A 22,291-nucleotide genomic window follows, 5' to 3' on the forward strand; every position below is an offset into this window, starting at 1 on the left:
TGCTGGGTTCTCAATGGCTGAGCGCCGGTAAAGGCGCAGTTGAGTCGATTCTTTAGATACTGATCCGCAAATTGCTGTCCGGCTCTGAATTGACATTCAATTGCTTGGCGATGGCTTCCTGCAGGCGGCTGCATAACTGGGGATCGGACAGTGGCTGATTGTTGGCGTCGGTGATGAAAAACACGTCTTCCACTCGCTCTCCCAGGGTCGCGATCTTGGCGTTCTGCAGGGACAGGTCGAACTCCAGAAAAATCTTGCCGATACGTGCCAGCAGTCCCGGACGGTCGGGGGCCAGCAGTTCCAGTACGGTTACCGGGCGTTGCGCATCGTTGTGGATGGTCACCTGAGGCGCAAAGGAGAAATGCTTGAGCTGGCGCGGTACACGACGCTTGATGATGGTCGGGTAGTTGTCCGGGGTGCGCAGCGCTTCGGTCAGGCCGTCACGGATTTGCCGGGTTCGTTCGGGATCGTCTCCGATTGCGCCGCCATCGTTATCCAGCACGATATAGGTGTCGAGGGTGAACTGGCTGCTGGAGGTAATGATGCGGGCGTCATGGATGTTCAGGTTCAGCTGGTCCATCGCGGCCACGGTCACGGCGAAGAAATCATGCTGGTCCGGCGCATAGATGAAAATCTGGGTGCCGCCCTCGAACTCTCGCTGGGTGGTTTCCTTGATCAAAACCAGCGGGCCACCATCGGCAGGCTGTTGCAGGATGGCATCGCTGTGCCAGGCCACATCGCCTGCGGTATGACGCAGGAAGTAATCGTCTCCCAACGCTGACCAGAGCTGTTCCACATCGTCCGGGTCGACACCGTTGCGCACCAGAATGTCCAGGGCTGCAATCTGTGTGCGGCGAATCTGTTCTTCGCGGTCGACCGGGTTTTCCAGGCCGCGGCGCAAGGCCCGCTTGGTTTCGGTATACAGCTGACGCAGCAGGCTGGCGCGCCAGGAGTTCCAGAGCGTCGGATTGGTTGCGTTGATGTCGGCGACGGTCAGCACATAGAGGTAATCCAGATGCACCTCGTCGCCGACGAACTGCGCGAAGTCATGGATGACCTGAGGATCGGAAAGGTCCTTGCGCTGTGCCGTGGTGGACATCACCAGATGGTTGCTGACCAGCCAGACGATCAGGCGTGTGTCCCATGCCGGCAGATGGTGGCGTATGCCGAAGGCTTCGGCATCCACAGCCCCCAGTTCGGAATGGTCGCCGCCGCGTCCCTTGCCGATGTCGTGATACAGGCCTGCCAGATAGGCAAGTTCCGGTTTGGGCAGACGCGCCATGAGCTTGCTGGCCAGCGGGAATTTCTCGGCCACATCGGCATATTGCAGCCTGCGCATATGCTTGATCAGGTTCAGGGTGTGCGCGTCCACCGTATAGATGTGGAACAGGTCATGCTGCATCTGACCCACGATATGGCCGAATTCGGGCAGGTACAGACCCAGGATTCCATAGCGGTTCATTCGGCGCAGGTTGCGGTGGATGCCGAGTTCGCACTTGAACAGCTCGATGAACAGGCTGGTATTGCGGATATCGTTGCGGAACTCGTCGTTGATCAGGTGCCGGTGTTCGCGCAGCAGGCGAATGGTGTCGGCACGCACGCCCTTGATTTCCGGGTGCTGGGCCATCAGCACGAAAATCTCGATCATGGCGAACGGTGTGCGCTTGAATACGTTCGGCTTCGTGGCTTCGATATAACCGTCGTGCAACTGGAAACGCGAGTTGATGGGCTGTGTGCTGCTGCCGTCATCCTGGGCAAGAATGACTTCTTCGAAGTGCTGGATGATCAGGTCGCTCAACTCGGCGATGCTCATGACCACACGGTAGTACTTCTGCATGAAGCGCTCGATGGCCAGTTTCGCATCGCTGTCCTGATAGCCCAGCAGGCCGGCGATGCGGCTCTGATAATCGAACAGCAGCCGGTCTTCGGAGCGTCCGGCCAGCATGTGCAGGGCGTAGCGCACCTTCCAGAGAAATTCCTGGGAGGAGGCCAGCAGGTTGTTCTCGCTTTCCAGCAGGAAGCCTTCTCCTGCCAGGGCGCGCAGGTTCAGAGTGCCGTACTGGCGACGCGCAACCCAGAGAATGGTCTGGATGTCCCGCAGGCCGCCGGGGGAGCCTTTGACATTGGGCTCGAGGTTGTACTCGGTATCGTTGTACTTGTGATGCCGGGTCTTCTGTTCGGCGCGCTTGGCCAGGAAGAAGTCCTTGCTGGGCCACATGTGTTGCGTGCTGGTGACTTCCAGCATCCGCTGGCGCAGGTGTTCGGGACCGGCGATGGTGCGGCTTTCCATCAGGTTGGTGATGACCGTCAGGTCGGCCAGACCTTCCTGTGCGCACTCTTCAACAGAGCGCACGCTTTGCCCGACTTCAAGGCCGATGTCCCACAGCAGCGTCAGGAAGCGCTCGATGGATTCGCGAAAGACTTCGTGATCGGCGCTGTCCAGCAGGATCAGCAGGTCGATATCCGAATAAGGATGCAGTTCGCCACGACCGTAGCCGCCCACTGCCAGCAGGGCGATGTCGGCGTCTTCGCTCCAGTCGAACTGATCCCAGGCCTGCTGCAGGATGTTATCCACGAACCAGGCCCGATCCTCGATCAGGCGACGTATATTCCGACCTTCGCGAAAGCGCTCGTCGAGCACGTCACGTGCCTTGCGGATGGCTTTCTTGAAAGCGGCGATGGGGCTTGCCTTCAAGGCCAGTTCGGCCTGGAACTGGCCGCGGTCGAACAAATCGGGATCCACCTGCGGCATGGAACGGCTTTCCTTTATATCTATGTCTGGCTGTGGGGCCTGGTGTCGGGCGAGCGGGGTCGGTCAGGCCGATGTCCGAGCAATGGTGTCGTCGCTGCGCAGGGTGAAAATCTCATAGCCGTCGGCGGTCACCAGAATCGTGTGCTCCCATTGGGCCGAGAGTTTGCGATCCTTGGTGATGGCGGTCCAGCCGTCGCCGAGAATCTTGGTGTCGGCGCGACCCTGGTTGATCATCGGCTCGATGGTGAAGGTCATGCCTTCAAGCAGTTCGAGACCGGTGCCAGCCTCGCCATAATGCAGTACCTGTGGTTCTTCGTGAAAGACCTTGCCTATGCCGTGGCCGCAGAATTCACGAACCACGGAAAAGCCGTTCTTTTCGGCGTGCTTCTGGATCACCGAGCCGATATCCCCCAGGCGGGTGCCCGGACGAACGATCTCGATGGCCTTGTACAGGCATTCCTGAGTGATCTTCGACAGGCGCTCGGCCCACACCGGAACCGTGCCGACGTGGAACATCTTGCTGGTATCGCCGTGATAACCGTCCTTGATGACGGTGATGTCGATATTCAGGGTGTCGCCATTCTTGAGCGGCTTCTCGCCGGGAATGCCATGGCAGACCACGTGATTGATCGAGGTGCAGATCGACTTGGGGAAGCCTTTGTAGTTGAGCGGTGCAGGAATGGCCTGCTGCTCGTTGACTATATAGTCGTGGCAGATGCGGTCCAGCTCTTCGGTGGTGACACCCGGCTTGACGTGGGGGGTGATCATTTCCAGTACTTCGGCGGCCAGACGACCGGCGATGCGCATCTTTTCGATGTCTTCGGGAGTCTTGAGGGTCACGGTCATGCGAATTTCTCTCTGCGCGATTACGCGCGGTCAGTACGAAAAGGGACGATTCTATCAGACCCGGGCCCATGACTAGCGCTTCCTTCCATAAAGGAAACGCGGGGGAATCTGTCTGTTTTCAAAAGGATGGAGAAACAAGCGTGTGATTCGGGTTTCGCTGGCTTTCCTTTTGTGATATAAAATGCGCCGCTTTCCAAGGTCCGTCCTGGAAGCCTAAACCCACACACGTGTCGACACGATGACCTGGGTGCCTTTGGCGGATCGCCACTGGTTGGTCATTGGGATACGTGGAGGCCTAACCCGACTTATCAAGGAACTATCATGTCCCAAGTCAATATGCGCGATATGCTGAAGGCCGGTGTGCACTTCGGTCACCAAACCCGTTACTGGAATCCGAAAATGGGCAAGTACATTTTCGGCGCGCGTAACAAGATTCACATCATCAACCTTGAAAAAACCCTGCCAATGTTCAACGAAGCTCTGACTTTCGTTGAGCGCCTGGCTCAGGGCAAGAACAAGATTCTGTTCGTCGGCACCAAGCGTTCCGCTGGCAAGATCGTTGCTGAAGAAGCAGCACGTTGCGGTTCGCCGTACGTCGATCACCGCTGGTTGGGCGGCATGCTGACCAACTTCAAGACCATCCGTCAGTCCATCAAGCGTCTGCGTGAGCTGGAAGTTCAGTCCGAAGACGGTACTTTCGCCAAGCTGACCAAGAAAGAAGCTCTGATGCGCTCCCGTGATCTGGAAAAACTGGATCGCAGCCTGGGTGGTATCAAGGACATGGGCGGTCTGCCTGACGCACTGTTCGTTATCGACGTCGATCACGAGCGCATTGCGATCACCGAAGCCAACAAACTGGGCATCCCGGTCATCGGCGTAGTCGATACCAACAGCAGCCCTGAAGGCGTTGACTACATCATCCCGGGCAACGATGACGCAATCCGCGCTATCCAGCTTTACATGGGTTCGATGGCTGACGCTGTTATCCGTGGTCGCAACAATGTTGCTGGCGGCACCGACGTATACGTCGAAGAAGCTCCAGCTGCTGCAGCTGTAGAAGGCTGAGTAACAAACGCTTAGCGTTTACTCAGTACGCGAAAAGGGGGCTAGGCCCCCTTTTTGCCCCCTCGAAAATGATTTGTTGGCGTGACCGTTGGCTGCTTGTCATGTGTTGCTGTCACCCTGATTTTTCAAGAATTTGAACGCCCGTTTACCCCGGGTGGAATGGTTGAAAACCTATCCAAGAGGATTTTGAAATGGCAGAGATTACTGCAGCGTTGGTCAAAGAACTGCGCGAGCGTACCGGCGAAGGCATGATGGATTGCAAAAAGGCCTTGACCAAGGCTGGCGGCGACATCGAAAAAGCCATTGATGACATGCGTGCTTCCGGCGCGATCAAGGCTGCCAAGAAAGCAGGCAACGTTGCTGCTGAAGGCGCTATCGGCGTTAAAGTCGGTGCAGACGGCAAAGCTGCTGTCATCATCGAAGTCAACTCCCAGACCGACTTCCTGGCTCTGCAGGACGACTTCAAGAACTTCGTGAACAGCAGCATCGAGAAGGCTTTCGCCGAGAAGCTGACCGAAGTGGCTCCACTGATCGAAGCTCAGGAAGCCGAGCGTACCGCTCTGGTTGCCAAGGTTGGCGAGAACGTCAACATCCGTCGTCTGGCCCGCATCGAAGGCGACGTGGTCAATGCTTACCTGCACGGCAACAAGATCGGCGTAGTCGTAGCTCTGAAAGGCGGTGACGCCGAGCTGGCCAAGGACATCGCCATGCACGCTGCTGCAAGCAACCCTGAATTCCTGCTGCCTTCGGAAGTTTCGGCCGCTGCGATCGAGCGCGAGAAGGGCGTCTTCCTGCAACTGAACGAAGACAAGATCAAAGGCAAGCCTGCTGAAATCGTCGAGAAGATGGTGAGCGGTCGTATCACCAAGTTCCTGGCCGAAGCCAGCCTGGTAGAGCAGGCATTCGTCAAGAACCCTGAAATCACCGTGGGTGCCCTGGCGAAGAAAGCTGGCGCTGAAATCGTATCTTTCACCTACTTCAAAGTGGGCGAAGGCATCGAGAAGCCAGTCGACAACTTCGCTGAAGAAGTTGCTGCTCAAGTAGCTGCAAGCAAGAAGTAAGACGGTTTTATAACTGTCGCCCCAAAGAGGCTGCCCGCTCACGCGCGCGGCCTCTTTGTCAAAGAAGAAAGGGAATTTCCCTTTGAGAATTGGCCGTCAAGGCTGCATTCTCCAGACGCTCTCGCAGCGTCAAGCTAGAGTAAGCGCAGGCCTGCAACGGCCCGCACAGATTTTTTTCAGAAAACGCCGCAGGAGAGATTCGCAATGGCTCAGCAGGGCAGTGGTTATCAGGCTCGCTATAAACGCATTCTACTCAAGCTTAGCGGCGAGGCCCTGATGGGGTCGGAAGATTTCGGTATCGACCCCAAGGTACTGGATCGCATGGCGCTGGAAGTCGGCCAGCTGGTTGGTATCGGCGTTCAGGTCGGGCTGGTTATCGGTGGTGGCAACCTGTTCCGTGGTGCAGCCCTGAGTGCTGCCGGAATGGATCGGGTAACAGGCGATCACATGGGCATGCTGGCCACTGTGATGAATGCCCTGGCAATGCGTGACGCGCTGGAGCGGGCCAATATCTCGGCTATCGTGATGTCTGCCATCTCGATGATGGGCGTGACCGATCATTACGATCGTCGTAAGGCCATGCGCCATCTCAACTCCAAGGAAGTCGTCATTTTTGCCGCCGGAACCGGTAATCCGTTTTTCACTACGGATTCGGCTGCCTGCCTGCGTGCGATCGAAATCGATGCCGATGTCGTCCTCAAGGCGACCAAGGTCGATGGTGTCTACACCGCAGATCCGTTCAAGGACCCGAATGCCGAGAAGTTCGATCATCTGTCTTACGATGAAGTGCTGGATCGCAAGCTGGGTGTAATGGATCTGACGGCTATCTGCCTGTGTCGCGATCACAAGATGCCGTTGCGCGTCTTCAACATGAACAAACCCGGCGCCCTGCTGAATATCGTACATGGCGGCGCTGAAGGAACCCTGATCGAGGAAGTTCAACAATGATCAACGAAATCAAGAAAGACGCCCAGACACGCATGCAGAAGAGCCTCGAGTCGCTGGCGCACGCATTCAGCCGCATCCGTACTGGCAAGGCGCACCCCGATATCCTCGAAGGTGTCATGGTGCCTTACTACGGCTCCGATACCCCGATCAAGCAGGTCGCCAACATCTCTGTAAAGGACTCCCGTACCCTGCAGGTCGTGGCGTTCGAGCGCAACATGCTGAGCGCGGTAGACAAGGCGATCCAGAGCTCCGGCCTGGGCTTCAACCCTACCAACCTGGGCGAGCTGCTGCTGATCAGCATGCCGGCTCTGACCGAAGAAACCCGTAAAGGCTTCACCAAGCAGGCTCGTGATGCTGCCGAAGACGCACGTGTTGCCGTACGCAACATCCGTCGCGATGCGCTGAGCCAGTACAAGGATCTGGTCAAGGAAAAGGAAATCAGCGAAGACGAAGAGCGTCGTGCTGCTGATGACATCCAGAAACTGACCGACAAGTTCGTTGCGGACATCGAAGTGGCGGTGAAGCAGAAAGAAGCAGACCTCATGGCCGTATAAGGTTCGGGGCGCTTTCATGGAAAAGACAAAACCGGCCGCATCGTCTTCGGTGCCACGCCATGTCGCGATTATCATGGATGGTAATAATCGCTGGGCCAAGAAGCGTCTGCTGCCAGGTGTTGCTGGTCACAAGGCAGGCGTCGATGCCGTGCGTGCGGTCATTGAGGTGTGTGCCGAGGCCAAGGTCGAGGTGCTGACGTTGTTCGCGTTCTCCAGCGAAAACTGGCAGCGTCCGGCCGAGGAGGTCGGGGCCTTGATGGAGTTGTTCTTCACGGCCCTGCGGCGCGAAACCCGTCGTCTGAACGAGAATGGCATCAGCCTGCGCATCATCGGTGATCGCTCGCGTTTCCATCCCGAACTTCAGGCGGCCATGCGTGAGGCGGAGCAGCAGACGGCTGGCAACAGCAGTTTCGTTCTGCAGATCGCTGCCAACTACGGTGGGCAGTGGGATATCGCCCAGGCTGCCCAGCGTCTGTCCCGTGAGGTTCAGGCCGGGCATCTGCAGCCTGAAGACATCACCCCCGAACTGTTGCAGACCTGTCTGGCAACTGGCGATCTGCCGTTGCCGGACCTGTGCATCCGTACGGGTGGCGAGCACCGCATCAGTAACTTCCTGCTCTGGCAGTTGGCTTATGCCGAGCTGTACTTTTCCGACCTGTTCTGGCCGGACTTCAAACACGATGCCATGCGCGCTGCGCTGGCCGATTTCGCTTCGCGCCAACGTCGCTTCGGTAAAACCAGCGAACAGGTCGAAGCTGGAGCCCGGGCTTAATGCTGAAACAACGGATCATCACTGCACTTATCCTGCTGCCGGTCGCTCTGTGCGGGTTCTTCCTGCTCAAAGGCGCCGACTTCGCCCTGTTCATCGGTCTGGTCGTGGTGCTGGGTGCCTGGGAATGGGCAAGGCTGGCGGGGCTCGTGGCCCAGGGCATGCGGTTGGCTTATGCCGCCGCGGTCGCCTTGCTGCTGTTCCTCATGTATCTGGTGCCGGGGCTTGCGCCCTGGGTTCTGGTCGCCGCAGTCATCTGGTGGTGTGTGGCGACCTTTCTGGTGCTCACATTCCCCGATTCCAGCGATTACTGGGCGAGTGCCGCCTGCAAGCTGGTCATTGGTCTGCTGATCCTGCTGCCTGCCTGGCAAGGACTTATCCTTATCAAGCAATGGCCTCTGGGCAATGGATTGATTCTGGCGGTCATGGTGCTGGTATGGGCGGCTGACATTGGCGCCTATTTTTCCGGCAAGGCATTCGGCAAGCGCAAGCTGGCACCCAGGGTCAGTCCGGGTAAAAGCTGGGAAGGTGTCTATGGTGGTCTGGTGGTCACTCTGCTTATCACTGCCGGCGTAGGCATTTCCCGCGGCTGGGCGGTTTCGCAGTTGATCGTCGCTCTTCTGGGCGCGGCTGCCATCGTGCTGATTTCGGTGGTCGGCGATCTGACCGAAAGCATGTTCAAGCGTCAGGCCGGCGTCAAGGACAGCAGTAACCTGCTGCCCGGTCATGGCGGCGTGCTGGATCGTATCGACAGCCTGACGGCGGCCATCCCGGTTTTTGCCGTGCTGCTCTGGGCTGCTGACTGGGGTGTGCTGTGAAACCGCAACAGATTACTGTCCTTGGTGCTACCGGTTCGATTGGTCTCAGCACGCTGGATGTCATCGCTCGTCACCCGACCCGTTATCGGGTTTTCGCACTGACCGGTTTTACCCGTCTGAAAGAGTTGCTGGCGTTGTGCATCGCGCATACGCCGCGCTTCGCCGTGGTGCCAACCCAGGATGTTGCCCGCAAGTTGCAGGACGATCTGGCTGCCGCCGGGCTCGATACCCGGGTGCTGGTGGGGGAGGGCGGTCTGTGTGAGGTGGCTGCACACCCTCAGGTCGATGCCGTCATGGCCGCCATTGTCGGTGCGGCCGGTCTGCGGCCGACCCTGGCAGCCGTCGAGGCGGGCAAGAAGGTCCTGCTGGCGAACAAGGAGGCGCTGGTCATGTCCGGTGCCCTGTTCATGCAGGCTGTCCGGCAGAGCGGGGCGGTATTGCTGCCTATCGACAGTGAGCACAATGCGATCTTTCAATGCCTGCCGGTGGACTTTTCCCGCGGCCTGAGTTCCGTGGGTGTCAGGCGTATTCTTCTGACTGCATCGGGCGGTCCGTTTCGCAAGACGCCTCTGGCGCAATTGCATGACGTGACCCCCGAGCAGGCCTGCGCGCATCCGGTCTGGTCCATGGGGCGCAAGATATCCGTGGATTCGGCCACCATGATGAACAAGGGGCTGGAGCTGATCGAGGCCTGCTGGCTGTTCGATGCTCGCCCGGATCAGGTTGAAGTCGTCATTCATCCCCAGAGCGTCATCCATTCGATGGTGGATTATGTGGATGGCTCGGTATTGGCGCAGCTTGGAAATCCGGACATGCGTACCCCGATTGCCAATGCGCTGGCATGGCCGGAGCGTATGGATTCCGGCGTTTCTGCGCTGGATCTGTTCCGTATCGGCCAGCTGGATTTCGAAGAGCCCGACGAGGAACGTTTCCCGTGCCTGCGTCTGGCCCGGCAGGCGGCGCAGGCAGGAGGAAGTGTTCCAGCCATGCTCAATGCCGCCAATGAAGTGGCTGTCGCCGCATTTCTCGACAAGCGTATCGGTTATCTGGAAATCGCGGGTATGATCGAGCAGGTGCTGAATCTTGAGCCTGCCGTTGCGGTCGAAGAGCTCGATGCTGTCTTTGCTGCCGATGCAAAAGCGCGTGTTCTGGCAGGGCTTTGGCTGGAACGAAACGGACGATAACTGAACATGGATGACAGGGTCGATGTGCTGTATCGGGAGCAGGCTTTTGCAGCTGCGATGATAAACACAGTTGCCGGTATGCCGGCACCCGGAGAAGGTTGATGAGCGCGCTATATATGATCATTGGCACCCTGATTGCGCTGGGTGTACTGGTTACCTTTCACGAATTCGGCCACTTCTGGGTAGCCCGGCGTTGTGGTGTCAAGGTTCTCCGCTTTTCGGTGGGCTTCGGTACTCCGCTGGTTCGCTGGCATGATCGCCATGGGACCGAGTTCGTCGTGGCTGCGATTCCTCTGGGCGGCTACGTCAAGATGCTCGATGAGCGTGAAGGTGATGTGCCTGAACATCTGGCCGACCAGTCGTTCAATCGCAAGACGGTCTATCAGCGCATTGCCATTGTCATTGCCGGTCCTGCGGCCAACTTTCTGCTGGCCATTGTATTTTTCTGGGCGCTGGCCATGCTGGGCAGTCAGCAGGTTCGTCCTGTCATCGGTGCAGTGGAGACAGGCAGTATCGCTCAGCAGGCCGGTCTGCACGCTGGCCAGGAAATCGTTTCGGTAGACGGCGAGGCAACTTCGGGCTGGTCTGCCGTCAACCTGCAACTGGTCCGTCGCCTCGGCGAAAGCGGCACCATCGCCATCAAGGTTCGCGACCAGGGCTCGACGGTCGATACCCCGCACACCCTGGCGCTGGACAACTGGCTCAAGGGTGCCGAAGAGCCTGATCCGATCCGTTCCCTGGGTATTCGTCCGTGGCGTCCGGCGCTGGCACCGGTATTGGCTGAGCTTGATCCGAAAGGTCCTGCCCAGGCGGCAGGTCTGAAAACCGGCGATCTGTTGCTGGCAGTCGATGGCAAGCCGCTCAGTGAGTGGCAGCAGGTTGTCGATTGGGTTCGCGAGCGTCCGGATGCAAGAATTTCTCTGCGTATCGAACGTGATGGTGCGCAGCTCGACGTTCCGCTGACTCTGGCGGCACGTGGCGAGGGCAAGGCTGCAACAGGCTATCTGGGGGCTGGCGTCAAGGGTGTCGACTGGCCGCCCGAGATGTTGCGCGAAGTCAGCTATGGTCCTCTGGCTGCTGTGGCCGAGGGCGTCAGCCGCACCTGGAACATGAGCGTGCTGACACTGGATTCGCTCAGGAAAATGTTGTTCGGCGAGCTCTCGGTAAAAAACTTGAGTGGACCGATAACCATTGCTAAAGTGGCGGGCGCTTCAGCCCAGTCGGGCATTGGCGATTTCCTGAACTTCCTCGCTTATCTGAGCATAAGCCTGGGGGTTCTGAATCTATTGCCGATCCCTGTGCTTGATGGCGGGCATTTGCTGTTTTATCTGATCGAGTGGGCACGTGGTCGCCCCCTTTCGGAAAAGGTACAAGGTTGGGGAGTTCAGATCGGTATCAGTCTGGTGGTGGGTGTCATGTTGCTCGCACTGGTCAACGATCTGGGACGACTGTAAGTCCTTGCTGTGTTGCGAAATCTGCCGCATTTTGCGGCAGTTTGTTTATTGCCAGTTGGAATAAGAAAGGACTTCATGAAACGTCTGCTGCTAACTGCGGTTCTTGCCGTACTGATGATCGCCGAAGTTCACGCCGAGTCCTTCACCATCTCCGATATCCGTGTCAACGGCCTTCAGCGGGTGTCCGCCGGTAGCGTCTTTGGCGCCTTGCCGCTCAACGTGGGCGAGCAGGCGGACGATGGTCGTCTGGTTGACGCGACTCGTGCGTTGTTCAAAACCGGTTTCTTTCAAGATATCCAGCTGGGACGTGATGGCAATGTTCTTGTCATTACCGTCGTCGAGCGTCCTTCCGTTGCGAGCATCGAAATCGAAGGCAACAAGGCGATTTCCACCGAAGACCTGATGAAAGGGCTGAAACAGTCCGGCCTGGCCGAGGGTGAGATCTTCCAGCGTGCGACCCTCGAGGGCGTGCGTAACGAGCTGCAGCGCCAGTATGTTGCCCAGGGCCGTTACTCTGCCGAAGTTGCTGCCGAGGTCATTCCTCAGCCGCGCAACCGTGTGGGTCTGAAGATCAATATCAACGAAGGCACCGTTGCTGCCATCCAGCACATCAACGTGGTGGGCAACTCGGTTTTCCCTGACGAAGACCTGATCGACCTGTTCGAACTCAAGACCACCAACTGGCTTTCCTTCTTCAAGAACGACGACAAGTACGCCCGTGAAAAACTTTCCGGCGACCTCGAGCGTCTGCGTTCCTACTACCTGGACCGCGGCTATATCAACATGGATATCGCCTCGACCCAGGTTTCGATCACGCCTGACAAGAAGAACGTGTACATCACGGTCAACGTCAACGAAGGCGAAAAATACAGCGTCAAGTCGGTCAAGCTCAGCGGTGACCTGAAAGTGCCTGAAGATCAGGTCAAGTCCCTGCTGCTGGTCCAGCCGGGTCAGGTGTTCTCGCGCAAGGTCATGACCACTACTTCCGAGCTGATCACCCGTCGTCTGGGTAACGAAGGCTACACCTTCGCCAACGTCAACGGCGTACCGACTCCGAACGACGAAGACCATACCGTCGACATCACTTTTGTGGTCGATCCGGGCAAGCGTGCTTACGTGAACCGTATCAACTTCCGTGGCAACACCAAGTCTGCGGACGAAGTACTGCGTCGCGAAATGCGTCAGATGGAAGGCGGCTGGGCTTCGACCTATCTGATCGACCAGTCGAAAACCCGTCTGGACCGCCTGGGCTTCTTCAAGGAAGTGAACGTCGAAACGCCTGCCGTGCCGGGCACCGATGATCAGGTGGACGTCAACTACGCCGTTGAAGAGCAGGCGTCCGGTTCGATTACCGCCAGCGTCGGCTTTGCACAGAGCGCCGGTCTGATTCTCGGCGGTTCCATCAGCCAGAACAACTTCCTGGGTACGGGTAACCGTGTCAGCATCGGCCTGACCCGTAGCGAATACCAGAGCCGTTACAACTTCAGCTATGTCGATCCGTACTGGACTGCCGATGGTGTGAGCCTGGGCTACAGCGCCTTCTATCGTACGACCAACTACGACGAACTCGATGTCGACGTGGCGAGCTATGCGGTGGACAGCCTGGGTGCGGGTATCAACCTGGGCTATCCGATCAGTGAGACTTCGCGTCTGACCTACGGCCTGAACGTTCAGCAGGACAAGATCAAGACCGGTACTTACACCGTTGACGAGATCTTCGACTTCATCAACAAGGAAGGCGACAGCTTCCTGAACTTCAAGGGTTCCATCGGCTGGTCCGAGTCCACCCTGAACAAAGGTGTGCTGGCAACCCGTGGTCACTCTCAGAGCCTCGTGTTCGAAACCACTCTGCCGGGCAGCGACCTGTCCTTCTACAAGCTGGACTACCGCGCACAGTATTTCCATCCGATTACCGATAACTACACCCTGCGTCTGCACACCGAGCTGGGTTATGGTGACGGCTACGGTTCGACCTCCGGTCTGCCGTTCTATGAAAACTACTATGCCGGTGGCTTCAACTCGGTTCGCGGCTTCAAGGACAGCACCCTGGGTCCTCGCAGCACGCCAAGTTCCGGCCGCAACCCCGGTACACTTGCTGACCCGGATCAGGATCCGCTGCCATTCGGTGGCAACGTACTGGTTCAGGGTGGTGTAGAGGTCATGTTCCCGCTGCCGTTCATCAAGGATCAGCGTTCTCTGCGTACTTCCGTGTTCTGGGACGTGGGTAACGTGTTCGACTCCAATTGCGATTCCAACAGGACGCTCAATGGTCAGCGGGTCGAGTGCAACAACATAGACCTTTCCGGCATGGCGAGTTCTGTCGGTGTCGGTGTTACCTGGATCACCGCTCTCGGTCCTCTGAGCTTCGCCCTGGCCATGCCGGTCAAGAAGCCGGACAACGAAGCCGAAACTCAGGTTTTCCAATTCTCCCTGGGTCAGACTTTCTAAGCGTCTGATTACTGATAACGAAACGAATTGTGTAGGAGTGTATTGTGCGTAAGTTGACTCAATTGGTAATGCTGGCAACCGTTCTCGTCGCAGGCCCTGCGTTTGCGGACATGAAAATCGCCGTCCTGAACTATCAGATGGCCTTGCTGGAATCCGACGCTGCCAAGAAATATGCCGTGGATGCCGAGAAGAAATTCGGTCCGCAACTGACCAAACTCAAGACTCTGGAAAGCAGCGCCAAGGGCATTCAGGATCGTCTGGTAAGTGGTGGCGACAAGATGGCTCAGCCTGAGCGTGAGCGTCTGGAGCTTGAATTCAAGCAAAAGGCTCGTGACTTCCAGTTCCAGTCCAAGGAACTGAACGAAGCCAAGGCCGTTGCCGACCGTGAAATGCTCAAGCAGCTCAAGCCAAAGCTGGATCAGGCTGTTGAAGAAGTCATCAAGAAAGGTGGTTTCGACCTGGTGTTCGAGCGCGGTGCAGTGATTGATGTCAAACCTCAGTATGACGTCACTCGCCAGGTCATCGAGCGCATGAACCAGCTGAAGTAATCCATGAGTACAATTATCAGACTCGGCCAGTTGGCCGAGTACCTTGGCGCCACGTTACGTGGCGACCAGGACAAGAACATTACGGGGCTGGCCACTTTACAAGAGGCCGGCCCTGATCAGCTCAGCTTCCTGGCAAATCCACAGTATCGCAAGTATCTCGTGGATGCCCGGGCCGGTGCGGTGCTGCTGAAACCGGCAGACGCTGAAGGCTACGCTGGCGACGCGCTGCTGGTGCCGGATCCGTATCTGGCCTATGCACGAATCTCGCATCTGTTCGATCCCAAGCCCAAGGCTGCTGCCGGTGTGCATGCTACGGCTGTTGTCGCCGAAGATGCTCAGGTAGATCCTACTGCCAGCATCGGTGCCTATGCGGTGATCGAGAGCGGTGCGCGGATTGACGCGAACGTGACTGTCGGTGCCCATTGCTTCATCGGTGCCCGCAGCGAGATCGGTGAAGGCGGCTGGCTGGCTCCTCGCGTGACGCTCTATCACGATGTGCGCATTGGCAAGCGTGTCGTCATCCAGTCGGGTGCCGTGCTGGGTGGCGAAGGCTTCGGCTTTGCCAACGAGAAAGGCGTCTGGCAGAAGATTGCCCAGATTGGCGGTGTCAGCATCGGTGACGATGTGGAGATCGGCGTCAATACGGCGATTGACCGCGGCGCACTGGCCGATACCCGCATCGGCAACGGCGTGAAGCTCGACAACCAGATCCAGATTGCCCATAACGTCCAGATCGGTGATCACACCGCCATGGCCGCCTGTGTCGGTATTTCGGGAAGCACGAAAATCGGCAAGCACTGCATGCTGGCCGGTGGTGTCGGTCTGGTGGGGCATATCGATATCTGTGATGGCGTTTTCATCACCGGCATGACGATGGTCACTCACTCCATTACCGAGCCCGGCTCCTATTCTTCCGGTACCGCGATGCAGCCTGCCGGCGAGTGGCGCAAGAGTGCAGCGCGCATTCGCAAGCTCGATGACATGGCGCGGCGACTGCAGAAGCTTGAAAAGATCGTCGAGACAGTGACCTCTGACGGTAATGTTTCATCTGATGGCTGATACCTTTTTCATATCAAGCGCGTACAGGCGATAAACTGCCACCCTTGATGCAGAGGAGTGCTGCGTAGTAGCGACGCACTCCCAATCTTTATTACAGGCTTCCCCTCGAAATGATGGACATTAAAGAAATTCGCGAATACCTGCCTCATCGTTACCCGTTTCTGTTGGTAGATCGTGTGACAGAGCTGGATATCGAGAACAAAAGCATTCGCGCCTACAAGAATGTCAGCGTCAACGAGCCCTTTTTCAACGGCCATTTCCCTGACCATCCCATCATGCCGGGTGTCCTGATCATCGAGGCGATGGCTCAGGCTGCCGGTATTCTGGCTTTCAAACTGCTCGACTCGAAACCTGCCGACGGCACGATTTACTATTTCGTGGGTTCGGACAAGTTGCGCTTCCGTCAGCCGGTGCTGCCGGGCGATCAACTGGTTCTGGAAGCGAAGTTCCTGAGCAGCAAGCGCCAGATCTGGAAGTTCGAATGCCAGGCCTCGGTCGACGGTAAACCTGTATGCTCCGCAGAAATCATCTGTGCGGAACGCAAGCTATGAGTTTGATTGACCCTCGCGCAATCATCGATCCGACGGCCATCCTGGCCGATGATGTTGAGGTCGGCCCCTGGTCGATCGTCGGACCAGGTGTGGAAATCGGCGAGGGTACGGTCATTGGTCCGCATGTCATCCTCAAGGGGCCGACGCGGATCGGCAAGCACAACCGTATTTACCAGTTTTCCTCGGTAGGCGAGGACACGCCTGACCTCAAGTACAAGGGCGAAGCGACTCGTCTGGTGATCGGCGATCACAACGTGATTCGCGAAGGGGTGACGATTCACCGCGGGACCATTCAGGATCGCGCCGAGACCACCCTGGGTGACCATAACCTGATCATGGCCTACGCCCATATCGGGCATGACAGCGTCATCGGCAATCACTGCATCCTGGTCAACAACACGGCTCTGGCCGGTCACGTGCATGTAGACGACTGGGCGATCCTGTCCGGATTCACCCTGGTTCATCAGTTCTGCCATATCGGTGCCCACAGCTTCTCCGGCATGGGTACGGCGATCGGCAAGGATGTGCCGGCCTTCGTCACCGTATTTGGCAACCCGGCCGAAGCCCGCAGCATGAACTTCGAGGGCATGCGCCGTCGTGGTTTCTCCGAAGAAGCCATTCATGCACTGCGCAAGGCCTACAAGACGGTCTATCGGCAGGGCCTGACCGTGGATCAGGCGATTGCCGAACTGGCGGAGCCTGCCTCGCTGTTTCCCGAGGTCGCGATCTTCCTTCAGTCAATCCAGACTTCGACCCGCGGTATTACCCGCTGACCATGGCTGGCTCATTGCGCATCGCTCTGGTAGCTGGAGAAGCGTCCGGCGATATTCTCGGTTCGGGACTGATGCGTGCCATCAAGGCGCGCCATCCCGATGTCGAATTTATTGGCGTCGGTGGCCCGTTGATGGAAGCCGAAGGCATGGTTTCCAGCTTTCCCATGGAGCGCCTGTCGGTCATGGGGCTGGTGGAAGTGCTGGGCCGCCTGCGAGAGCTGCTGGCGCGGCGCAAATTGCTGGTCCAGATCCTCATCGACGAGAAACCCGATGTTTTCATTGGTATCGATGCCCCTGACTTCACCCTCAATATCGAACTCCAGCTACGGCGTGCCGGGATCAAGACCGTGCATTACGTCAGCCCTTCGGTATGGGCCTGGCGGCAGAAGCGTGTCCTGAAGATTCGCGAAGGCTGCGATCTGATGTTGACCCTGCTGCCGTTCGAGGCCCGTTTCTACGAAGAGAAGGGCGTGCCCGTGCGTTTTGTCGGGCATCCGCTTGCCGACACCATTCCTCTCGAGTCCGATCGTCCTGCGGCGCGTGCCGAGCTTGGACTGGGTGACGGGCCGGTGGTGGCGCTGATGCCGGGTAGCCGTGGCGGTGAAGTCGGTCGTCTGGGGAGCCTGTTTTTCGATACGGCCGAGCGTCTTCTGGTACAGCGCCCCGGTCTGCGCTTCGTCCTGCCCTGCGCCAGCCCTCAGCGGCGGGCTCAGGTGGAGCAACTGCTGCAAGGTCGTGATCTGCCGGTCATGTTGCTGGATGGCCGCTCCCATGTGGCGCTGGCTGCCTGTGATGCCGTATTGATCGCCTCCGGCACCGCGACACTGGAAGCCTTGCTGTACAAGCGGCCCATGGTGGTTGCCTACCGTCTGGCACCGCTGACTTTCTGGATTCTCAAGCGGCTGGTCAAGAGCCCCTACGTTTCACTGCCGAATCTGCTGGCCCAGCGTCTGCTGGTGCCTGAACTGTTGCAGGATGACGCAACGCCCGAAGCGCTGGCCAGGACCTTGCTGCCGCTGCTCGATGACGGGCAGGTGCAGACGGCGGGCTTCGACGAGATTCATCGCACCCTGCGCCGTGACGCCTCCAATCAGGCAGCCGATGCGGTGCTGAGCCTGCTTGGCCATTCGCCTTCACTGTGAGTTCCCGAGCAATGCAAATAGGTTTGGATTTCAATCTGGTCGAGGATCTGGTCGCGGGCGTCGATGAAGTCGGCCGTGGTCCACTGTGTGGCGACGTGGTGACCGCAGCGGTGATTCTCGACCCCGCAAGGCCGATACTGGGGCTCAATGACTCCAAGAAGCTCACCGAAGCGCGCCGCGAGAAACTGTACGACGAGATCTGCGAGAAGGCCCTGTGCTGGTTCGTGGCCCGCGCCGAAGTCCATGAAATCGACGAACTGAACATTCTGCATGCCACCATGCTGGCCATGAAGCGTGCCGTGGAAGGCCTGAGCATCACGCCCAGGCTGGCATTGATCGATGGCAATCGTTGTCCGCAACTGTCGATTCCCTGTGCGCCAGTGGTGCAAGGCGATGCCAAGGTGCCAGCCATTGCGGCCGCATCGATTCTGGCCAAGGTCACCCGTGATCGGGAAATGGCCGCTTTCGAGCTGATGTATCCCGGTTACGGTATGGGCGGGCACAAGGGTTATCCGACAGCCGTGCATCTGGAAGCTCTGTCCCGTCTCGGGCCGACGCCGATTCACCGGCGCTCCTTCGGGCCGGTACGGGCGGCCTGGGAAGCGCGTGAGTCCATTTCGGTCGCTTCGTCCTTCAGCTCGAATGGGCTGCTGCAGGACTGACGTATCGGCCAAGGCTCGCTACAATCCTGACCTTCGTTTTTTGTGTTTTCGCGCTATAGGATCACCATGCCGGCTTCTTTCGTTCATCTACGCCTGCACACCGAATACTCTCTGGTCGATGGTCTGGTCCGGGTCAAACCACTGATCAAGGCTCTGGCCGGCATGAATATGCCTGCCGTGGCGGTGACCGATCAGAACAACATGTGTTCGCTGGTCAAGTTCTACAAAGCGGCCCAGGGCGCGGGGATCAAACCGATCTGTGGTGCCGACCTGTGGCTGGCAGGCAAGGACGAAGATGCTCCGCTCAGCCGCATCAGCCTGCTGGTGATGAATCCCCAGGGCTATCGCAATCTGACCGAGCTGATTTCCCGAGGCTTTATCGAAGGCCAGCGCAACGGGCTGATCATCGTCGAGCGTGAATGGGTCGCCGAAGCCAATGAAGGGCTGATTGCCCTGTCGGCGGCCAAGGAGGGCGAGATCGGCATGGCCCTGCTCGGCGGCAATCCGGGCGAGGCCGATGAGCTGTTGCGCGAGTGGATGGCGATTTTCCCCGATCGTTTCTACGTCGAAGTGCAGCGTACCAACCGGACCAACGATGAAGAGCATCTGCATGCTGCCGTTGCCCTGGCTGATCGTCACGGTGCACCGCTGGTTGCAACCAACGATGTGCGCTTTATCAAGCAGAGCGATTTCGAAGCGCACGAAACCCGTGTCTGCATTGGCGAGGGGCGGGCGCTGGACGACCCGCGGCGCTCGCACAACTACAGCGATCAGCAGTATCTGAAAAGCCCCGAGGAAATGGCCGAGTTGTTCAGCGACCTGCCCGAGGCGCTGGAAAACACGGTCGAAATTGCCAAGCGCTGCAATATCGACGTCAAGCTGGGTACGCACTTCCTGCCCAACTTCCCGATTCCCGATGGCATGACCATCGATGAGTATTTCCGCAAGGTATCGTTCGAGGGGCTGGAAGAGCGTCTGGCTGTTCTCCTGCCCAGAGATACCACCGAAGATTACGAGGCCAAACGTCAGGTCTATGTCGACCGGCTGAATTTCGAGCTGGATATCATTATCCAGATGGGGTTCCCCGGTTACTTCCTGATCGTTATGGACTTTATCCAGTGGGCCAAGAACAACGGTGTGCCGGTCGGCCCGGGTCGAGGCTCGGGTGCCGGGTCTCTGGTGGCGTATGTGCAGAAGATCACGGACCTGGACCCGCTGGAATACGACCTGCTGTTCGAGCGCTTCCTCAACCCGGAACGGGTATCGATGCCCGACTTCGACGTCGACTTCTGCATGGATGGTCGCGACCGGGTGATCGATTATGTGGCCGAGAAATATGGCCGCAATGCGGTCAGCCAGATCATCACGTTCGGTTCCATGGCCGCCAAGGCTGTGGTGCGTGACGTGGCGCGGGTGCAGGGCAAGTCCTACGGGCTGGCCGATCGCCTGTCGAAAATGATTCCGTTCGAAGTCGGCATGACCCTGGAAAAAGCCTACGAGCAGGAAGAGATCCTGCGCGACTTCCTCAAGACCGACGAGGAAGCGGCGGAAATCTGGGAAATGGCCCTCAAGCTTGAAGGGGTTGTGCGTAACGTCGGCAAGCACGCGGGTGGTGTGGTCATTGCGCCGACCAAGCTGACCGACTTCTCGCCGATCTATTGCGACGAGGCTGGCGACGGTCTGGTAACCCAGTTCGACAAGGACGATGTCGAGGCCGCGGGTCTGGTGAAGTTCGACTTCCTCGGTCTGCGTACCCTGACCATCATCGACTGGGCGCTCAAGACCATCAACCGTGATCGCGCCAAGGCCAACGAAGAGCCTCTGGATATCGCCTTCATTCCGCTCGACGACATGCCGACCTACCAGCTGTTGCAGCGGGCAGAAACCACAGCGGTATTCCAGCTTGAATCCCGCGGCATGAAAGAGCTGATCAAGAAGCTCAAGCCCGACTGCCTGGAAGACCTGATCGCACTGGTGGCCCTGTTCCGTCCGGGGCCTTTGCAGTCCGGGATGGTGGACGACTTCATCAACCGCAAGCACGGTCGTGCAGAGCTGTCCTATCCCCATGTCGATTACCAGTATGACGGCCTCAAGCCGGTACTGGCGCCGACCTACGGCATCATCCTGTATCAGGAACAGGTGATGCAGATCGCTCAGGTCATGGCCGGTTATACCCTTGGTGGCGCCGACATGCTGCGTCGTGCGATGGGTAAGAAAAAGCCCGAGGAAATGGCCAAGCAGCGCGGCGGTTTCATCGAAGGCTGCAAGACCAACAATATCGACCCGGACCTGGCGGGTAACATTTTCGACCTGGTGGAGAAATTCGCCGGTTACGGCTTCAACAAGTCCCACTCCGCCGCCTACGGGCTGGTGTCCTACCAGACGGCATGGCTCAAGACCCATTACCCGGCACCGTTCATGGCGGCCGTGTTGTCTGCGGATATGCACAACACCGACAAGGTCGTGACCTTGATCGAAGAAGTGCGGACCATGAAGCTGCGCCTCGATGCGCCGGACGTGAATATCTCCGAGTTCAAGTTCACGGTCAGCGACGATGGCCGGATTCTTTACGGGCTGGGCGCAATCAAGGGCGTGGGCGAGGGGCCGGTGGAGGCCATTACCGAAGCCCGTGCGGCCGGTCCGTTCAAGGATCTGTTCGATTTCTGTGCTCGCGTCGATCTCAAGCGGGTCAACAAGCGGACCCTGGACGGCCTGATTCGCAGTGGTGCGCTGGATCGTCTCGGTCCTTACTTCGAGCAAGAGCCGAAAGCCTATCAGGCCAATATCGACCGCAACCGTTCGGTGCTGCTGGCAGCGCTCGAAGAGGCGATCCAGGCCGCCGAGCAGACGGCCCGCAGCCGTGACAGTGGTCACGCGGACCTGTTTGGTGGGCTGTTCGTCGAAGAAGATGCCGACGTCTATGCCAACCATCGCAAGACCCGCGAGCTGAGCCTCAAGGACCGGCTGCGTGGCGAGAAGGAAACCCTGGGGCTGTACCTGACCGGTCACCCTATCGATGAGTACGAAGGTGAGATCCGGCGTTTCGCCCGCCAGCGGATCATCGATCTCAAGCCGGCGCGTGATACCCAGACCATCGCCGGGCTGATCATTGCCCTGCGGGTCATGAAGAACAAGAAGGGCGACAAGATGGGGTTCATTACCCTGGACGACCGCTCGGCGCGTATCGAAGCTTCACTGTTTGCCGAAGCGTTCCATTCGGCGCAATCGCTTTTGCAGACCGATGCTATGGTGGTAGTCGAAGGCGAAATCAGTAATGACGATTTTTCCGGTGGTCTGCGTCTGCGTGCCAAGCGCGTCATGAGCATCGAGGATGCACGCACCAATCTTGCAGAAAGCCTGCGCCTGACCGTGCATTGCGATGCGCTCAAGGGCGACCGCCTGCGCTGGCTGGGCGATCTGTGCAAGCGTCACCGGGGAGCGTGCCCTGTCACGCTGGACTACACGGGGCCTGATGCCAGGGCATTATTGCAGTTTGGCGAGGAGTGGCGAATTGATCCGGCAGACAGCTTGATTCAAGCTCTGCGTGACCAGTTCGGACGTGAGAACGTCTTTCTCCAGTATCGCTGAACGACTAGGCTCAGCCTGAACTTTTAATCTCGACCGGAACGCGCTCTTTCCATGGGACAGGGCGCTGAC

Annotated in this window: 18 protein-coding genes; 16 read left to right on the forward strand and 2 right to left on the reverse strand. The window is 58.3% G+C overall.

Translation table 11 applies throughout. The features are described from left to right. Window positions 1-52: 52 nt before the first annotated feature. Window positions 53-2,752, reverse strand: a complete 2,700-nt coding sequence (locus JSY17_RS09235; protein ID WP_117182749.1) for a [protein-PII] uridylyltransferase — start codon at window positions 2,750-2,752, stop codon at window positions 53-55. Between the two features lie 63 nt (window positions 2,753-2,815). Next, complete coding sequence (map, locus tag JSY17_RS09240) at window positions 2,816-3,598, reverse strand: type I methionyl aminopeptidase (protein ID WP_200978245.1); 783 nt, start codon at window positions 3,596-3,598, stop codon at window positions 2,816-2,818. Window positions 3,599-3,919: 321 nt separating this feature from the next. Here map and rpsB point away from each other — a divergent pair, with 321 nt between their 5' ends. The 16 genes from rpsB to dnaE all read left to right on the forward strand — a co-directional run bounded on the left by rpsB (window position 3,920) and on the right by dnaE (window position 22,222). Continuing rightward, entirely contained in the window at window positions 3,920-4,663 is a 744-nt protein-coding gene (rpsB, locus tag JSY17_RS09245; RefSeq protein WP_117164599.1) for a 30S ribosomal protein S2, read from the forward strand. Between the two features lie 191 nt (window positions 4,664-4,854). Further along, complete coding sequence (gene tsf / locus JSY17_RS09250) at window positions 4,855-5,724, forward strand: translation elongation factor Ts (protein WP_117164600.1); 870 nt, start codon at window positions 4,855-4,857, stop codon at window positions 5,722-5,724. Between the two features lie 204 nt (window positions 5,725-5,928). Further along, window positions 5,929-6,672 carry a UMP kinase gene (pyrH, locus tag JSY17_RS09255; protein ID WP_025258946.1) on the forward strand — a complete coding sequence of 248 codons (744 nt, stop codon included), beginning with the start codon at window positions 5,929-5,931 and terminating at the stop codon, window positions 6,670-6,672. Next, window positions 6,669-7,226, forward strand: coding sequence for a ribosome recycling factor (gene frr / locus JSY17_RS09260; RefSeq protein ID WP_117164601.1), 558 nt, complete (start codon window positions 6,669-6,671; stop codon window positions 7,224-7,226). The genes pyrH and frr overlap by 4 nt, the downstream gene beginning before the upstream one ends. Before the next feature lie 16 nt (window positions 7,227-7,242). After that, window positions 7,243-7,998 (forward strand): polyprenyl diphosphate synthase, encoded by a 756-nt coding sequence (gene uppS / locus JSY17_RS09265; RefSeq protein ID WP_117164602.1) that lies wholly within the window; start codon window positions 7,243-7,245, stop codon window positions 7,996-7,998. Continuing rightward, window positions 7,998-8,813, forward strand: a complete 816-nt coding sequence (locus tag JSY17_RS09270) for a phosphatidate cytidylyltransferase (RefSeq protein WP_117182751.1) — start codon at window positions 7,998-8,000, stop codon at window positions 8,811-8,813. The genes uppS and JSY17_RS09270 overlap by 1 nt, the downstream gene beginning before the upstream one ends. Further along, window positions 8,810-9,997, forward strand: a complete 1,188-nt coding sequence (ispC, locus tag JSY17_RS09275; protein WP_206400847.1) for a 1-deoxy-D-xylulose-5-phosphate reductoisomerase — start codon at window positions 8,810-8,812, stop codon at window positions 9,995-9,997. Before JSY17_RS09270 ends, ispC begins: the two co-directional genes overlap by 4 nt. Before the next feature lie 101 nt (window positions 9,998-10,098). Then, a complete protein-coding gene (gene rseP / locus JSY17_RS09280; RefSeq protein ID WP_206400848.1) occupies window positions 10,099-11,451 on the forward strand; it encodes a sigma E protease regulator RseP in 1,353 nt (450 codons plus the stop codon). Between the two features lie 75 nt (window positions 11,452-11,526). After that, the gene (bamA, locus tag JSY17_RS09285; RefSeq protein ID WP_117164606.1) at window positions 11,527-13,899 is read left to right on the forward strand and encodes an outer membrane protein assembly factor BamA; all 2,373 of its coding nucleotides are present in this window, start codon (window positions 11,527-11,529) and stop codon (window positions 13,897-13,899) included. Between the two features lie 44 nt (window positions 13,900-13,943). Next, window positions 13,944-14,447 (forward strand): OmpH family outer membrane protein, encoded by a 504-nt coding sequence (locus JSY17_RS09290; protein WP_025258953.1) that lies wholly within the window; start codon window positions 13,944-13,946, stop codon window positions 14,445-14,447. A 3-nt stretch (window positions 14,448-14,450) separates the two neighbouring features. Then, complete coding sequence (lpxD, locus tag JSY17_RS09295) at window positions 14,451-15,506, forward strand: UDP-3-O-(3-hydroxymyristoyl)glucosamine N-acyltransferase (RefSeq protein WP_117186469.1); 1,056 nt, start codon at window positions 14,451-14,453, stop codon at window positions 15,504-15,506. Window positions 15,507-15,616: 110 nt separating this feature from the next. Beyond that, entirely contained in the window at window positions 15,617-16,057 is a 441-nt protein-coding gene (fabZ, locus tag JSY17_RS09300; RefSeq protein WP_117164608.1) for a 3-hydroxyacyl-ACP dehydratase FabZ, read from the forward strand. Continuing rightward, window positions 16,054-16,830, forward strand: coding sequence for an acyl-ACP--UDP-N-acetylglucosamine O-acyltransferase (lpxA, locus tag JSY17_RS09305; protein WP_117164609.1), 777 nt, complete (start codon window positions 16,054-16,056; stop codon window positions 16,828-16,830). Before fabZ ends, lpxA begins: the two co-directional genes overlap by 4 nt. Window positions 16,831-16,832: 2 nt before the next feature. Continuing rightward, a complete protein-coding gene (gene lpxB, locus JSY17_RS09310; RefSeq protein ID WP_206400849.1) occupies window positions 16,833-17,972 on the forward strand; it encodes a lipid-A-disaccharide synthase in 1,140 nt (379 codons plus the stop codon). Window positions 17,973-17,983: 11 nt separating this feature from the next. Next, window positions 17,984-18,634, forward strand: coding sequence for a ribonuclease HII (gene rnhB, locus JSY17_RS09315; RefSeq protein WP_117186471.1), 651 nt, complete (start codon window positions 17,984-17,986; stop codon window positions 18,632-18,634). A gap of 66 nt (window positions 18,635-18,700) precedes the next feature. Next, window positions 18,701-22,222 carry a DNA polymerase III subunit alpha gene (dnaE, locus tag JSY17_RS09320; RefSeq protein ID WP_117186472.1) on the forward strand — a complete coding sequence of 1,174 codons (3,522 nt, stop codon included), beginning with the start codon at window positions 18,701-18,703 and terminating at the stop codon, window positions 22,220-22,222. The last annotated feature ends 69 nt before the right edge of the window (window positions 22,223-22,291 follow it).

The sequence above is a fragment of the Pseudomonas capsici genome, assembly GCF_017165765.1.
GTDB classification, from domain to species: Bacteria; Pseudomonadota; Gammaproteobacteria; order Pseudomonadales; family Pseudomonadaceae; genus Aquipseudomonas; species Aquipseudomonas capsici.